The following is a 16,102-nucleotide window of genomic DNA, read 5'->3' as shown; positions in this document are numbered from 1 at the left end:
TCCTTTACCTACCATTGTAAAATAAAAAAAGGAAGAGCATTCAATACTTACTCCTCCTACTACGCTTATTGTTGGTGCTTGTGTATATCTTGCTTTACTTCTTCTATATCTGTGTCACTATAAATGGCCGTCCCCTGCCCTCCACTTTTAGCTAACAATGCCTTTACCTCATTATAGGATAATCCTGCATCTGCATTTTTTTGCTTTACTTCATTAATATTCGTGCCCACAGATGTAAAATGGGCTTCTTTTTCATGATTCATTGCGTTTTTACCTCCTACAATTCATCTGGCTGCATTTCAATTAATTCATCGCCTTCTCTTTTTACTCGTTTATTGAGCTCCTCTACTGGAATGGCGTCGACAGTCTGCATATCTTCATGCAAATCGAAAAGACTAATTGTATCTGATTCAACCATGTCAGGTTTGTCCTTGCTATTTAAATTCATAAACATTTTCTTTTCATGTGGTACTTTACTCATGTCCATTTCTGTCACACTCCTTTCTCTATAATGTGTGTAAAGCTGGACAGATTATGTGTCACTCCCTTTTGCACCTTTATCCATTCGATGATATTCAGCTATTTGAATCACTCGTACATGCTTTGTGTGCAATTCATGGTAGATGCCCCTACTATCCGTAAAGGAGATATTTTGATCGCGTTCACTTTTCACTAATTTCTCTGCTTCTTGTTGTGATTCAATATCAAATCATTTGAAGCATATAGTAAAATCATAAACCTTTGCAGAGGAGGGAATAATGATTGATTCATTCAGTTAAAGCTGGAGAAACACTGACTCAAATTGCTCAGGATTATCGTACTCAGTTGGCATCCATTATTGCTGCTAACCCAGGAATCCAGCCTGATCATCTTTTTATTGGTCAACAAATTGTCATCCCGGGCTTGCCAAATCCCGATACAATTCCTTACCGTATCGAAATATCTACCAATAATCGCTGGCTACGTTTATATAGAAATAATATCCTTCAAAAACAATACCCTATCGCAGTCGGACGCATGCTTCATGAAACACCAGTAGGCAGTTTTATTATCATCAATAAAGCTCCAAACCCTGGTGGTCCTTTTGGAACGATGTGGATGAGTCTCTCTAAAGAACATTATGGAATTCATGGCACAAATGATCCTAGCTCTATTGGGCATGCTGTTTCACATGGTTGTATTCGAATGCAAAATCAAGATGTTGAAGAGCTTGCCAGCATCGTCCCTATTGGTACAGAAGTAGTGATTCATCCCTAACGAAAGAGACTATCTATAGTTGTAAACCAAAATAGATAGCCTCTTGTTATGTTTAATCCTGTTCGCTTGTCTGGGCAAATTGCATATCACCTTTTTTTGAGGGATAAAGTGCATCATGAATAAATTGAGCATGATTTCTAACCAATCCCTATGTATATGCCACAAAATTAGACAATGATTTACCCCATTTCGTGAAATACAATTAGTAGCATTATTGTTTTCGTATAGGATGAAATGCTAAAAGCTATACTACCTATAGTTAAAGGAGAGCTATAGGAGGGAATACGTTGTCCACAAGTAAACAGTTATTATCCATATTTGCCTTAGGAGGCATTAATGAAATTGGAAAAAATATGTATGTAGTACAATATGCAGATGACATCATCATTATTGATTGCGGAGCAAAATTTCCAGATGAAACCTTACTTGGTATTGATTTAATTATTCCTGATATTACTTATTTACTGGAAAATAAAGGAAAAGTAAAGGCTCTAATTGTTACGCATGGTCATGAAGATCACATCGGTGGTATCCCCTATTTATTAAAAAAATTGAATGTGCCTGTGTATGCTACTCGTTTTACTCTAGGGCTTATCGAATTAAAGCTCAAAGAACATAAGCTGTTAAGAGAAACCGATTTAATTGAAATTCACGCTGACTCCGCTCTACATTTAGGACAAATGGATATTAGTTTCTTTAGAACTAATCATAGTATACCTGATTGTTTAGGAATCGTAATGGGCACTCCTGAAGGGAACGTAGTCCATACTGGCGATTTTAAATTTGATTTAACACCCGTTAATAATCAATTTGCCGATATTCATAAAATGGCTGAAATTGGTTCAAAAGGAGTGCTCGTTCTTATCTCGGAAAGTACGAATGCAGAGAGGCCAGGTTTGACACCTTCTGAACAGCTTGTTGGTCACCATATTGAGGATGCTTTTTTACATGCTGAACGGAAAGTAATCATTTCGACCTTTGCTTCAAACGTTAATCGTATCCAACAAATCGTACATGCAGCTATTGCTACCAATAGGAAGTTAGCTTTATTGGGACGCAGCATGGTCAATGTTGTTGATGTAGCGATAGAACGGGGCTATTTATTTGTTCCAGAAGATATGTTAATTGATGCACGAGAAGTGAAATACCTTCCACCAGAGGAGGTTGTGGTACTTTGCACAGGTAGCCAAGGCGAGCCTCTAGCTGCGCTTGCCCGTTTAGCAAATGGCAACCATCGTGAAGTGAAAATTCTTCCAGATGATACGGTTATTTTAGCGGCCTCCCCAATTCCAGGCAATGAGAAGGGTGTATCGCGGATTGTGGATAATTTGTTTCAGCTTGGTGCAAAAGTTATTTATGGATCTTCCAGCCATACAGGCATGCATGTTTCAGGACATGGTCATCAAGAAGATCTGAAGCTTATGCTAACATTTATGAAGCCACAATTTTTCATCCCTATTCATGGTGAATTCCGCATGCTACACCAGCATCGCTTATTAGCAGAAGCGGTTGGAGTCCAAAAAGGGAATACCTTTATTATGAAAAACGGCGATGTCGTTGATATTGAAAACTCGAAGGCACGACAAACTCGTAAAATTCCAGCAGGTGATACGTATGTTGATGGAATTGGTATAGGTGAAGTTGAAGGCATTGTCCTTCGTGATCGCAAGCAGCTTTCAGAAGACGGAATGCTTGTCATCGTCTTAACACTCAATAAAGTAGATGGTGCTTTTATTTCAGAACCTGATACCATATCCCGTGGTTTTGTTTATGCGAAGGATTTCGAGGAGCTGTTGAATAAGGTCAATGTGCTTACCAAAGAAATCGTTGTAGAACTACAAGAAGAAAACAGACAGCAAATCCATGTTCTACGACGTGAAATCAAAAGAGCAGTAGGACAATATTTATTTAACCAAACTAAACGAAAGCCTATGGTTTTACCAATTATTATTGAAATATAACTGATCGGTGCAAGGATTGAACAATCCATCTTGCACCGATTTCTGTTTTGTTCAATCACTTAACACTAAAAGGATCATTCAAAAAATCACCATTAAAAAATATATGTAACATATCAATATATTGCCGTTGGAGCTGTTCAAAGCCATAATGTATGTCATTTGAATGCTGTTTGACTTGCTTTGAAATATCATTAAAATACTGTGGGAGTCCCTCTATCGCCGTTACTAAAGAATCTTTATTAACTAATAAATATTGGATAGCGTTTAATAGCTGTGCTATGTGAAGCTGAATATCAATCGGTGGTAATTCAATCATTATATGATAGACATTACACACGTTATTATTTACTTGATACCATTTTAAAAAGTGCAATAAATAATCACTGACAATTATCGATTCATTAGGGATGATGGCAATAATATCCTGACCAATACATACAGCCTTTTTACACTGATAAATTGAGGATTCTTTCAAATTGATTTTGTTAAGAAGGATACTTTTAGCAGGCACTTGTGACATAGTCAGCGAATCCATTGTATGATCAACTCTCGGTACTTGACTAAAATCATCTTCTATTATTAATTTCATTAGCGTTTTTTCAGATATGAAAGGAGTGCCTTCTCTCGCAAAACTTGTATCATTCATCATGCTATTACCCATTTGGATTTTTGCTACTTCTTCTATAAAAAACTGCTTCACCATGTTTGATCCTCCAATCCCCTGTCCCATTTTATACCCTTAAAGCAACCTTCACTAACGCCTTTTACCTAGTAACTTATTTAGGCTATTTGTCTAATAAATGATTTATCATTAAACATTGTACCATTTTAACGGTACTTTTTCTCTATTATACCACTATAATAGTATAGTCATTTCCACTATTTTTCACTAGCTTTTAACATAGAGGTGAATCATATGTCAGATTTTTTAAAGCTAGTAGGTGAACAACTCCGTATTATTAGATTATCCAAAGGGCTAAGCCAAGAAGAAGTGGCTGAAAGAACAGGGAAGTTAGGTTTCAGTAAAGGACGCGTTTCCAATATCGAACACGGACAATCTAATATTACCCTTAGTACATTGGAAACAATTATGAAGGCATTGGATATTACCCCTGAGGAGCTTTTTAATTTTCAAAAATTATCTGGCGTTACTGATATTGAGGAAAAGAACCTCATGCTAGACATTCATCGATCATTATTAAGAGAACGTAACTTAGACGAGGTAAAATACGTAGTTCGTATTACGAAGGATTTTTTAGATACGATTGATTCCCAATCGAAGAAAAACAGCTCCAATGGTCAATGACACATCGGAGCTGCTTCTTTTCAATAATAGCTACATACCAAACTTTTGACGATAGCCACATTTTCTGCATAGTTCCTCAACAGCCTCTCTTCGTGAGAAGCCATCTACAATCTTATTGGCACGTTCTCCCTCCACAATTTCTGAGAAGGATTTCTCATGAACATTTCCTAAATTAATGACACCTTCACCATCTAAGCAGCAAGGTACAACTGTTCCATCCACAAGAATAGCTGCTTGACTACGCAATGCATGACAAAAACCTTTACCCTCGTCCTCTTGTTCAAGCAAGCTCGGCCATTTAAATTCATGATCCTGATTCAAATAAACATGAGGAGCAATTTTTACCCCTTTACCAGGCTCTACTCTTTCTTCAATGTGATAATCAAGATTATACTCGTTTTCTAATATTTCTAATGTCTCACGATTTCGACGTGCTGCAACATCCGAAACATGATCCTGTTGTAAATTCCATAAACGATAGGAAATGATGGTCTTATATTCTCTAGCATCCCGCACAAAATCCAAAATATCCCTCAAATACTTTTCACGGTTTTCAGAACCTTCATGCCCATCAAAACTATGCAATGAGAAATTAATTTGACGTAATGCCGGTTTTCCTAATATTTTTTCCCGACTCTTTTTGATAAGTGTCCCATTTGTTGTGATATTGACTTTAAATCCCTTTGCATGGGCGGCATCTAATAGCTGGTCGATCCTTGGGTGTAAAAGTGGCTCTCCTTTGACATGCAAATAAATATATTTGGTATGTGGGCGAATTTCGTCTAATATTTTATTAAATTGTTCGACTTTTATAAGTCCTTTTGCACGAGCTGTAGGTGGACAAAAACTACATGCTAAATTACAAACACTCGTTATTTCTATATAAACCTTTTTAAATGTTCTCAACGTTGCTTCTCCGTTCCCATTCACTAAATAATCAAATCTCATTCATTTTAACAAATTTATTGGATAGATAGCAAAAATCGTTGAGTTTACCTCTGGACACTCCTACCTTTTCTCTAGATAACATGGCTACACGTACAAGTGGGTTTACGAAGCGCTAATATGTTAATAGTATATTAAACGAAAGGAGGAGAAATAATGTCTGGTTTTAGTTCTAAAAATTTTTTTGGACCTGACGAACCTGAGCGGGAATCCTCTAATAAGCAAGGGAAAAATCATATAACGATTAATTTTACATTCAATATAGGAAATACAGACTTTCACTTTGAACAGCGAGCAGAAGGTGGAGGTCAAATCAATCATGATGTAGGTACAAATGCCAACCAAGGTGGACAAAATGCTAGTAACGGTAGTCATACACGCAATGTTCATTCTCAATTTGCTGATGGAAATGGCAGAAGTGGTATAGCTGGTAATCATAATGACGAGGCAGGTGGCCAGCAAGGAATAAAAGTACGGGATAGCTTAGTAATTGATAGCGATATCCATTCATCTTCAAATCATAGTGAAAGTAATGAAGAGGACATGGATGTGTTAACTGAAGATAGTGAGCAGTAGGATCTAAAAAACTTCTATCTGTTTGAGCAAGCTGTCAACAGATAGAAGTTTTTTATTAGACATTACGTTTATAATTTTTTGTACCATCATATGAATAGAGCATTGGCTTATTATCCACGTATGTTTCTAAATGTACCGGGCGACCCCATAGTTGATAAATATAAGGTAATACATTTTCTAAATACTGCGGATCTAACTCCATCCCTTCGTAACCATGTACTAAGTAGAGCTCACCATTACGTAAATAATCGCCATTTTTCACCACAATATATGGGAAGCCGCCGTTTACACGCATCGATACAAGCTGATCTCGTACCATCTCATGATCTTTATCAGTGATACGATATTCATTCCCTTTCTTTTGGAACAAATATAAATCTTCTCGCTTTGCCAAATCTTTGGTTAGGTAGTTTCGAATAAAGGAAATATCTGATTCTATCTCTCTTACCTCAAAGATTTTTTCACGTCCGGTGTTTGGCTGCACGCCTAACCGCTTCATTTCCTCTGTAGGGTTATTATAGCGATTTTCAATATCCTCAAAAATCTTTATCCCAAGGTAATATGGATTAATTGATGTTTTGGACGGCTGGACAACCCCTGCATTTAACTTGGCGAATTCGATTGTCTCAGCGGTTGTTAATTTTAATTCTCGCATGATTCGTTGATGCCAGAAGGAAGCCCATCCCTCATTCATTATTTTCGTTTCCAATTGTGGCCAAAAATAAAGCATTTCCTCTCGCATCATTGTTAATATATCTCGTTGCCAGTCTTCCAACTCACGGCTATACTCCTCTAGGAATAACAGGATATCCTTTTCTGGCTTTGGTGGAAATTGCTTTAATCTTCGTCTAATAGGTTTATACACTTTTTCTTTTTCTTCGATGCTCCACAAATCATCGTATGGTGATTTTGCTGGTGTTTTTTCATCTTCAAGCTCCTCATCCTCACTCCAAGATAGCTTAGGACGTATAATGGAGGGATCAATATGCTCTTGAATAGCTAACACTGCATCTAAAAACTGCTCAACCTCATCCTTGCCATATTCTCTTTCATAGCCAGCTATTCGTTCAGCCGTTGCCGTCATGCTCTCTACCATGTCTTTTCTAGTGTTGGAAAAACGCACATTATTTTTAAAGAAATCACAGTGTGCTAATACGTGAGCGATAATCAATTTATTTTGAGTTAACGTATTGGTATCCAATAAAAATGCATAGCATGGATTAGAATTGATCACAAGCTCATAAATCTGACTAAGCCCTAAGTCATATTGAAGCTTCATTTTATGAAATTGTTTTCCAAAGCTCCAATGGGAAAAACGCGTAGGCATACCATAGGCGCCAAATGTATAAATAATATCTGCTGGACAAATTTCATAACGCATTGGATAGAAATCTAAGCCAAAGCTTGAGGCAATTTCGGTAATTTCATCTATTGCTCGGTGAAGCTCTTTCGTGTCCATTTTACGCCGCCTCCTTTGAACGTGGTGCTGAGCTCACTCTTCATTTTTTTTGAAAAAGCTCTTTAAGGCATCGTATACATCGCCCTTTTTTCTCAAAACATGGTATCTAAATTTGGGATCATCAATTTTCTTGTAAGTATACATAAGTGTTGAAAAACGGTTATGTTGGTTCACCTCACCATAGCCAAACATACTGGAGACATCCATTAACTCTCCCACCAGTTTCAAACACTTTTCATTATCCATTGAAATATTTTCACCATCTGAGAAATGTACAGGATAAATATTATAGCGAGAAGGATGATATTTACCTTCAATCAATTCCAGTGCCTTTTTATAAGCTGACGAACAAATAGTTCCTCCACTTTCTCCCTTTGTGAAAAATTCCTCCTCCGTGACCACCTTCGCCTCTGTATGATGGGCAATAAATTCTATTTCCACTGTTTCATACTTGGAGCGTAAAAACTTCGTCATCCAAAAGAAGAAGCTCCGTGCACAATATTTTTCAAAAGCTCCCATCGAACCACTCGTATCCATCATGGCAAGTACTACTGCTTTGGATTCGGGCTTTTCAATCTCATCCCACGTCTTGAAACGTAAATCATCATTATGGATTGGCGTAATTTCAGCTTTCCCTTTCATGGCATTGCGCTTTATTGCATTTAAAATCGTACGTTTTTTATCAACATTGCCCATTAGCCCTTTTTTTCGAATATCATTAAACTCTATTTTTTCGGTTTTAATATCTGCTTTTTCTTTTTGTTGTAAATTAGGTAACTCAAGTTCATGAAATAAGACGTTCTGAATTTCCTCAATACTGACTTCCGCTTCATAATAATCTTGGCCAGGCTTGTCACCCGCCTCTTTTCCTTTACCTTGAGCCTGATTTGCTTTACTGCCATCTCGAGCTACTACATCTCCAACACTACTATCCCCTTGTCCTTGCCCTACATGCTTAGAGTTATCATAGTTATATCGAATTTTATATTCATCAAGTGAACGAATCGGTATTTTAATAACCTCGCGACCATTAGACATCACAATACTCTCTTCACTAACTAAATCGGGTAAATTATTTTTAATCGCATCCTTCACTTTTTCCATATGGCGTTGCTGGTCCTGGTGCCCTTTACGATGGAGAGACCAATTTTCCTGAGAGATGACAAAGCGTTTATTTTCGTGTTCAGTCATTTTTATCCTCACCCATCTATCAAATTCGCTTTTTCTATACTATGCTTGTGAGCCAAATTCTTGAACTTTTTTCGTAAAATGAATTGTGCATCTATATTAATCCCTTGTCCTGATAGTAAAAGGAGTGCCCTAAAATTGGGACACTCCTATCTGACTTGTAACAATCCAAATCAAGGTGAAAATTAATTACCGATTGAGTAGACTTCCTACATATTGCAGCAGCTCATTTGCCGATGTTGTGTTATAGCCATGTTCATCAACTAGTCTTGCAACAACCTCATTAATTTTCTTCAGTTGAGATTCATCTGGCATTTTAGAAGAAGTAGTAATTTTCACAACATCTTTCAAGTCCGCAAATAATTTCTTTTGAATCGCTTCTCGCAATCTTTCATGAGAGTTGTAGTCAAATCGTTTACCTTTTCGTGCATAAGCAGAAATACGAATGAGAATTTCCTCACGAAATGCCTTTTTAGCATTTTCTGAAATACCAATTTGCTCCTCAATCGAGCGCATTAATTTTTCGTCAGGATTCATTTCCTCACCAGTTAGTCGATCGTATAGCTTATTTTTATTACAAAATGCCTCTACATTATCAAGGTAATTGTTCATCAATGATTTTGCCGATTCTTCATAGGAGTACACAAAAGCCTTTTGTACTTCATTTTTAGCAATTTCATCATATTCCTTACGTGCAACCGCAATGTAATTCATATATTTTTCGCGATCCTCTTGAGAAATAGAAGCATGCTGATCTAATCCATCCTTCAGTGCCCGTAAAACATCTAATGCATTAATCGATGGCACCTCTTTACGAATAATAGCAGAAGAAATACGGTTAATGATATAGCGTGGATCAATACCGTTCATCCCTTCGCTCGGAAACTCTTTTTTCAGCTCCTCCAAGTCAACGGAATTAAATCCCTCCACATTTTCTCCGTCGTACAAGCGCATTTTCTTAATCAGATCCACACCTTGTTTTTTCGGCACTTCTAATCTAGTGAGAACCGAAAAGATTGCTGCGGCCTTTAAAGCATGCGGTGCAATATGGACGTGGGACATATCACTCTCTTTTATCATCTTTTGATATATATGCTCTTCCTGACTAACTTTTAAGTTATACGGTATCGGCATAACGATAATTCGAGAATGTAATGCCTCATTCTTCTTGTTCGAAATAAAGGATCGATACTCCGTTTCGTTTGTATGAGCAACGATTAATTCATCTGCACTAATTAAAGCGAATCTCCCCGCTTTGAAATTTCCTTCCTGTGTTAGAGATAATAAGTTCCACAAGAATTTCTCATCGAGTTTCAGCATCTCCTGGAATTCCATCATACCCCTATTGGCTTTATTGAGTTCCCCATCGAAGCGATATGCTCGGGGATCTGATTCTGAACCAAACTCACCAATAGTAGAAAAATCAATACTTCCTGTTAAATCAGCAATATCCTGTGATTTAGGATCTGATGGTGTAAATGTTCCGATGCCCACACGTTTATCTTCCGAAAAGGTAATACGTTCAATCATCACGTTTTCAATACGCCCATCGTATTCCTTTTCAAGACGCATCGTATTTAAAGGCGATAAACTTCCTTCAATTCTTATACCATACTCTTCAAAAAATTCATTACGCAAATGATGTGGAATTAAATGTAATGGATCTTCATGCATAGGACATCCCTTAATTGCGTAAACCGCACCCTCATCTGTGCGCGAATATTGTTCTAATCCACGCTTCAGTAAAGTAACGATTGTTGATTTACCACCACTAACAGGTCCCATTAATAATAAAATACGTTTTCTAACATCTAACCTGCGCGCTGCTGGATGGAAATATTCCTCCACCAGTCTTTCAATTGCTGTTTCAAGCCCAAAAATTTCTTGTCCGAAAAATTTGTACATTTTTTGCCCATCGCGTTCCTCTACACCAGAACTTTTTATCATATTGTAGACGCGTGAATGGGCTGTTTGAGCAACTTCAGGTCTTTCCCTAATGATGTTTAAATAATCTGCAAATGTCCCTTCCCACTTCAGCCTATTTTCTTCTTCGCGATAGTTTTTCACTTTATCTAAAATGTTAATAGCCTTCCCTCCATTCAGGGCTTGATTTATAACATAGTATGAAGTTAATCGCATGATGATACCCATTACTTTTTCTTTGACGACGTTTCTTCTTATTATTTCTTTTTTAGGGATAAAAAGATTGCGGATTTATTGGCTGTTTAAGCTTACTGAATGAAGATAAAAATTTCGGTTATTCTAACGTTAGAAAGGAGGTCCATCATTGCATCGCCATTTTATTTTTCTTTTCACATTTTTATTTTTAGGAATGATGCTGTACCCTACTGCCTCTTTTGCAAAAGAGGAGCTAACAGAAGAAGAAGCTTTACAACAGCGTATGTCCTATTATGTACAATTTGATGAATTACTCATTCCTTGGCATTTTTTAGCGGCTATCGATCAGTATGAAAGAAATCTCCAATCTGTTCGTAAAGATATCCCTAAACGAGAAGGCTATTTGGCTATCCAATTTTCTGATGAATATTGGTCAGGCGCATTAAATCCTGTAAAGGAAGATACCTCACCTGAGACGATTAGCTATTTCGGTGGTATGGGCCTTGATGGGAATCATGATGGAATCGCTAGTCCAAAGGATGATGAGGATGTCATTTTTTCAATGGCTAGTTATTTAGGAAAATTCGGCACGACTGATGAGGATTTTAAATTAGCATTATGGGAATATTATGGAAGTGAAGAAGCAGTCAATCAAATTTTTACGATTTCCACACTGTACAGACATTTTAAAACAATTGAACTGGATGCACATACCTTCCCTCTCAATATTCGCTCGAATTACAGTTACAGGGGTACTTGGGGTGCCAATAGAGGCTGGGGTGGACGTCGGATTCATGAAGGAACCGATATTTTTGCAAGTTATGGAACCCCTGTCTTATCTACCTCCTATGGAATTGTTGAGGTAAAAGGCTGGAATCAATTTGGTGGCTGGCGTATTGGTATTCGTGATAATCATAACTCCTATCACTATTATGCCCACCTTGGTAGCTATCATAAGGACATTGAGGTAGGCTCTGTTGTAGAGCCTGGCACGGTGCTTGGCTATGTGGGAAGCTCTGGATATGGGAAAGAAGGTACATCAGGAAAATTCCCTCCTCATCTTCATTATGGTATTTACAAATTTAATGGAAGAACCGAATGGGCTTTTGATCCATACCCTTCATTATTGCAATGGGAGCGGCAAGCAAAAAAACAAAAACAATAGATCTTTTATAATACATGGCACTTGAAGCATTTTGCTACAGGTGCTTTTTTCTTATTATATAGGAAAATTATACGCAAATATATTCATTAGTCGTTAGACATCTATATATATTTAACTACAGGCAACCCAGAACCCATTATACGATTGTACTAAAAAACTATTTTTAACTATTTTTACCGAAAGCCTTATTAATCTACACAAATAGTTATAAAATAATAATTATGATTGAATAAAATTCTCAATGAGATAGTAAAGGGATGAGGAAATGAAAGGCATTTTACAGTTTAAAACACTTAAAGCTCGAATTTTAAGTGCATTTATTTTTTTGTTAGTTTTAGTAGTGAGCTTTACAACCTATACTTACAATTCCAATACAAATATGGAGAGACAGGCAAAAGGTTTAGTAAAGGAAGATCTAGTTGTTTTAAATGCCAGTAAAAATTTAGCATTATCTATGAGTGTGCGACTATCAGCAGCTTTAAACTATGTAATGACTGGTGATGAAAAATATAAGGAAACGTTTAATGAATATCGTCAAATGGCTGAGGAAAACAATGCTATTCTAGACGAATATGAAACATCAGATGAACGTACTCTGCTAGTAGAAATAGCACGTGATTGGAGTAATCTTGTCAACACTGAGGTGTTTGATATCTACGAAAAGGGCAATAAAGAGTTAGCTTTAGAAAATTTAATGGATACACATGCCCTCGTGACCAAAGTACGCAATGGTTATGAGGAACTTGCGGATGAACGTGCCGATGCGATTACGTCCGTTGGTAATGATGTTGTTTCAACAAGCTCTCAAAATCGAACAATCGGGATTGCTTTCAGTTTAATTTTAACTATAGCTGGTATTCTAATTGCTATTATTACAGCTAGTACCATTTCCAGACCGGTTAAAGTTGTAGCGAATCGTATGAAAGAATTAGCAGATGGTAATTTGCAACTGGAGCCATTAGTAGTGAAAACACGAGATGAAATCGGCACGTTAATGCTTGCTGCTAATGAAATGAACAATAAATTAAAACAAACGATTCATTCCATCTACAGCGTTTCAGAAACAGTGGCCGCAAGTAGTGAAGAGCTGGCTCAATCATCGAATGAAGTACAAGCAGGGACAGAGCAAATTACAGTAACCATGCAAGAGCTTGCTTCAGGTACAGAAACACAAGCGTCCACAACGGGTGATTTAGCAGAAACAATGACAGCCTTTAAGCGCAGTATTCACGCCACGACACAAGAAGGCATTGAATTAAAAGAACATTCTAGCCATGTCCAAAATTTAACGGTTTCTGGTAAAGGCTTAATGGTTCAATCGACTAAACAAATGGCTGCGATTAATGACATTATGCTAGATTCCGTGAAAAAGGTTGAAAGTTTGAATGAACAGTCCGCCGAAATTTCCAAGCTTGTGTCAGTTATAGACGAGATTTCAAATCAAACAAATTTACTCGCACTCAATGCAGCGATTGAAGCAGCACGAGCAGGTGAACACGGAAAAGGCTTTGCCGTTGTCGCAGATGAAGTCCGCAAGCTCGCTGAACAAGTGCAATTCTCTGTCACGGATATTTCAACAATCGTCCATCGTATTCAAGGTGAGACAGGCAATGTCACTTCTGCCCTACAATCAGGCTATGAAGAAGTTAAAAGAGGAACCGCACAGCTCGATCAAACAAACGAAACATTTGATCAAATATCAAATGCAGTAGAGGATATGATCGAGAATATTACGACCATTTCTACTAATTTACATCATCTTGCTCAAAATTCAGAAACCATTAATGTCTCTATAGATGACATGGCTTCTATTTCACAGGAATCCGCCGCCGGTGTTGAACAAACAACAGCAACTGTAGAGGAAACCGCCGCTACAATGGATGAAATCGCTAGAAGTGCAAATCAACTCGCAGGAATGGCTGAAGAACTAAACACCCAACTACAGCAATTTAAAATTTAACGAACTACACAACAAAAGCTATCTCAAATTTTTCTAATTCGAGATAGCTTTTTCGATTATTGCCAATGATTGATCGGAACTCTTTCCAATTCATGACGTTTGATAATTACGCTTATCTTTTGAAACCATTTCTCACAAAGCTCCATAGCTTCCTTGTAGTCCTCTTCCTCTTTTGAAATTGGCTCTTCACCATTATCCATAAACATATATTCTTGAATTGGCTCTGATAAATGATCCACCACTAATTTTAAAGAAAGCTGTGAAATTGTATCTTCCTCCACCTCCACTTCCTCTATTTCATCCGCTTCCCCAAGTAAAGACCCACTCATAAGGTGATTCTTTGTTCTAATCATAAACTCTTCGTCTTCCATGATGGCCACTTCATATATTTTGTTAAATGGAATCTCTATTATTGTCAACTCTTCATCTAGCGATTCTCTTCGTGCAAAAATAAGCGTATTTGTCTGTTCATTTAACAATAAAGCATTTAAAGCATCATTGGATAATGTACATTGGGTATGAGGAATAGCCATTATCTCTTCTTCACTAGCTTCCGTCATTTGTACCAAAGTTTGTGCAGCAATATAACGTTCTTTTATATATCGAATGCTACCAATACTGACTAAAGCAAGTCCTATTAAAAAAAATAATGGCTTAATGATGGCTAATTCAATTGCATTTGCTAGAAAAAGATAGACAATCCCTAATAAAATGAAGAAAATATTTTTCATTCAGACCCCGCCTTTATCAAGATAATTGCTAGAAAAAATAGGTTGATGTACTAGCAATTTTATTCTCGACTCTAGCTTTTCATTCTAATAAAAAACACGAATCCATTGAAATTCAATGACCTCGTGCTCTCCATAGTTTAATTTTTCTTTACTGCTTGCACCAAGGACATGTTGTGATGGTAGTACAAGTAAGCTCACCACGACAATCGTGATACCCGTTATAAATTGACTTGAAAGCTTCCCCTAACATTCCGGAATCCGGCTAATCCCAATAACAATAATACCAGCAATAATCATACTGCGTATTTTAGACTATTGAATGCATCTTTAATTAGTGTTTATTTACTTGAGAATACATCATTGTGAAGTTTTCATTCACCATGTCATTTATTGAACCTTTCCATTTCGGTATAAAATCATTTTGTCATATCAACATAAAAAAACAGCTACGACCTCAATGCGAGTTGTAGCTGCCTATTTCATTCCACTTACCCCTAAGTGTTTGATTGCATTATACGTTTTGTGTGACAAGTAAAACGGATGGTATAAACGATAGTGCAAACATAGCGATATACCATAATGAAGTACGACGTAATGAAAAACGAACTTTTTTTCGTTCTGCATAAAAAATATCTAGCATAACTGCAACAATAAAAGGCATTGTAACGCATGCAATAGCTACTAATAAGATGTCAAAATAAATCATACAAGCACCCCTTTGTTTGTGAACATTTTTCATCTTTTTTGTGAACAATTTGTGATAAATTTATTGTACACAATTTCGTCACAAATTGTCAACGAATTTTAAAGAAAAAAATGGTACTTTATGATTTAAAACATCTGTCTGTTACCCTCTATATTTATATGTTAAGCCCCTTAAAAAATTACGTACGAACGAATCACCGCACTCTTTATAATTACGGTGACTTGGATTTCTTAAAATGGCACCTAATTCACCTTTTGTCACCTTAATTCCACCATCATATAAAATTTCAACCATCTCCTCAGTTGTTAAGGATAAGGCAATTTTCACTTTCTTTAATAGCATATTGTTCGGACTTTCTTTTCCAGACACAGGTAGTGGTCCCTCAGCCTGTCCTTCCTTTGGCTTCTGTGGCCCACGTTTAAAGGTAATGAGTCCATTTAAAAAAGCTTCCAACATTTTATTATTACAACTAATGTATGTTTCTGGTGCTTCTTCCTCATCATTAATCTTAATGAGCATATTTAATACTTCTTCTTTCGTATAGTTCATACCACCTAGCTTAAAAATTTCCACCATATCTACATTTTTTATATCGAATGCATAGCGTAAACGAATTAAAATATCATTATTCGTCATTCTGTTGTTCCTCCTTTAATCAACCTTCTATAGTAAAGAGCCAGGCTTAATTATAACAGAGAGTTTGCTGATTATTGCTGGCTTTCCACAAGTT

Annotated in this window: 17 protein-coding genes; 6 read left to right on the top strand and 11 right to left on the bottom strand. The window is 36.8% G+C overall.

All coding sequences use genetic code 11. From position 1 onward, the window contains the following. Nucleotides 1–65 precede the first annotated feature (65 nt). From MHI34_RS10625 to MHI34_RS10615, 3 genes are read right to left on the bottom strand one after another with little or no spacing between them, the layout of a single operon-like run. Entirely contained in the window at nt 66–263 is a 198-nt protein-coding gene (locus MHI34_RS10625) for a hypothetical protein (RefSeq protein ID WP_058843710.1), read from the bottom strand. A 14-nt stretch (nt 264–277) separates the two neighbouring features. Then, nucleotides 278–487 carry a hypothetical protein gene (locus MHI34_RS10620; RefSeq protein ID WP_058843711.1) on the bottom strand — a complete coding sequence of 70 codons (210 nt, stop codon included), beginning with the start codon at nt 485–487 and terminating at the stop codon, nt 278–280. 45 nt (nt 488–532) lie between these two features. Further along, nucleotides 533–673: a hypothetical protein gene (locus tag MHI34_RS10615; RefSeq protein ID WP_170829902.1), complete on the bottom strand. Its 141-nt coding sequence runs from the start codon at nt 671–673 to the stop codon at nt 533–535. An 89-nt stretch (nt 674–762) separates the two neighbouring features. Here MHI34_RS10615 and MHI34_RS10610 point away from each other — a divergent pair, with 89 nt between their 5' ends. Both MHI34_RS10610 and MHI34_RS10605 read left to right on the top strand, forming a co-directional pair. Beyond that, nucleotides 763–1,257, top strand: coding sequence for a L,D-transpeptidase family protein (locus tag MHI34_RS10610; protein ID WP_342504413.1), 495 nt, complete (start codon nt 763–765; stop codon nt 1,255–1,257). A gap of 287 nt (nt 1,258–1,544) precedes the next feature. Continuing rightward, entirely contained in the window at nt 1,545–3,218 is a 1,674-nt protein-coding gene (locus tag MHI34_RS10605) for a ribonuclease J (RefSeq protein WP_036123392.1), read from the top strand. Nucleotides 3,219–3,273: 55 nt separating this feature from the next. Here MHI34_RS10605 and MHI34_RS10600 read toward each other — a convergent pair whose 3' ends face one another. After that, complete coding sequence (locus tag MHI34_RS10600) at nt 3,274–3,921, bottom strand: hypothetical protein (protein ID WP_089934614.1); 648 nt, start codon at nt 3,919–3,921, stop codon at nt 3,274–3,276. A gap of 213 nt (nt 3,922–4,134) precedes the next feature. Here MHI34_RS10600 and MHI34_RS10595 point away from each other — a divergent pair, with 213 nt between their 5' ends. Continuing rightward, nucleotides 4,135–4,524: a helix-turn-helix transcriptional regulator gene (locus tag MHI34_RS10595; RefSeq protein WP_004225641.1), complete on the top strand. Its 390-nt coding sequence runs from the start codon at nt 4,135–4,137 to the stop codon at nt 4,522–4,524. Nucleotides 4,525–4,554: 30 nt separating this feature from the next. Here MHI34_RS10595 and MHI34_RS10590 read toward each other — a convergent pair whose 3' ends face one another. Then, complete coding sequence (locus MHI34_RS10590; protein ID WP_330493932.1) at nt 4,555–5,430, bottom strand: radical SAM/SPASM domain-containing protein; 876 nt, start codon at nt 5,428–5,430, stop codon at nt 4,555–4,557. A gap of 195 nt (nt 5,431–5,625) precedes the next feature. On the opposite strand from MHI34_RS10590, the gene MHI34_RS10585 reads away from it, so the two are divergent. Continuing rightward, nucleotides 5,626–6,045 (top strand): hypothetical protein, encoded by a 420-nt coding sequence (locus MHI34_RS10585; protein ID WP_036123400.1) that lies wholly within the window; start codon nt 5,626–5,628, stop codon nt 6,043–6,045. Between the two features lie 55 nt (nt 6,046–6,100). Here MHI34_RS10585 and MHI34_RS10580 read toward each other — a convergent pair whose 3' ends face one another. From MHI34_RS10580 to MHI34_RS10570, 3 genes are all read right to left on the bottom strand, one after another. Then, on the bottom strand, nt 6,101–7,504 hold the full coding sequence (locus MHI34_RS10580) for a SpoVR family protein (protein ID WP_036123402.1): 1,404 nt from the start codon (nt 7,502–7,504) through the stop codon (nt 6,101–6,103). A 33-nt stretch (nt 7,505–7,537) separates the two neighbouring features. After that, entirely contained in the window at nt 7,538–8,695 is a 1,158-nt protein-coding gene (gene yhbH / locus MHI34_RS10575) for a sporulation protein YhbH (protein WP_036123405.1), read from the bottom strand. Nucleotides 8,696–8,881: 186 nt separating this feature from the next. Beyond that, on the bottom strand, nt 8,882–10,831 hold the full coding sequence (locus MHI34_RS10570) for a PrkA family serine protein kinase (protein WP_271911017.1): 1,950 nt from the start codon (nt 10,829–10,831) through the stop codon (nt 8,882–8,884). Nucleotides 10,832–10,979: 148 nt separating this feature from the next. Here MHI34_RS10570 and MHI34_RS10565 point away from each other — a divergent pair, with 148 nt between their 5' ends. Together MHI34_RS10565 and MHI34_RS10560 are read left to right on the top strand one after the other, a co-directional pair. Further along, a complete protein-coding gene (locus MHI34_RS10565) occupies nt 10,980–11,975 on the top strand; it encodes a M23 family metallopeptidase (protein ID WP_036123406.1) in 996 nt (331 codons plus the stop codon). A 265-nt stretch (nt 11,976–12,240) separates the two neighbouring features. Further along, complete coding sequence (locus tag MHI34_RS10560; RefSeq protein ID WP_342504412.1) at nt 12,241–13,935, top strand: methyl-accepting chemotaxis protein; 1,695 nt, start codon at nt 12,241–12,243, stop codon at nt 13,933–13,935. A 56-nt stretch (nt 13,936–13,991) separates the two neighbouring features. On the opposite strand, the gene MHI34_RS10555 is transcribed toward MHI34_RS10560, so the two are convergent. From MHI34_RS10555 to MHI34_RS10545, 3 genes are all read right to left on the bottom strand, one after another. Further along, entirely contained in the window at nt 13,992–14,666 is a 675-nt protein-coding gene (locus MHI34_RS10555) for a hypothetical protein (RefSeq protein ID WP_036123410.1), read from the bottom strand. Between the two features lie 511 nt (nt 14,667–15,177). After that, on the bottom strand, nt 15,178–15,372 hold the full coding sequence (locus tag MHI34_RS10550) for a hypothetical protein (protein WP_036123412.1): 195 nt from the start codon (nt 15,370–15,372) through the stop codon (nt 15,178–15,180). 141 nt (nt 15,373–15,513) lie between these two features. Further along, nucleotides 15,514–16,008 carry a DUF1456 family protein gene (locus MHI34_RS10545; RefSeq protein WP_342504411.1) on the bottom strand — a complete coding sequence of 165 codons (495 nt, stop codon included), beginning with the start codon at nt 16,006–16,008 and terminating at the stop codon, nt 15,514–15,516. Between the last annotated feature and the right edge of the window lie 94 nt (nt 16,009–16,102).

Origin of the sequence: Lysinibacillus sp. FSL L8-0126, assembly GCF_038630385.1 — a bacterium.
Lineage (GTDB): Bacteria > Bacillota > Bacilli > Bacillales_A > Planococcaceae > Lysinibacillus > Lysinibacillus fusiformis_D.
Note: the sequence above shows the minus strand (reverse complement) of the source record. Positions and strands in the feature narration are given on the sequence as shown.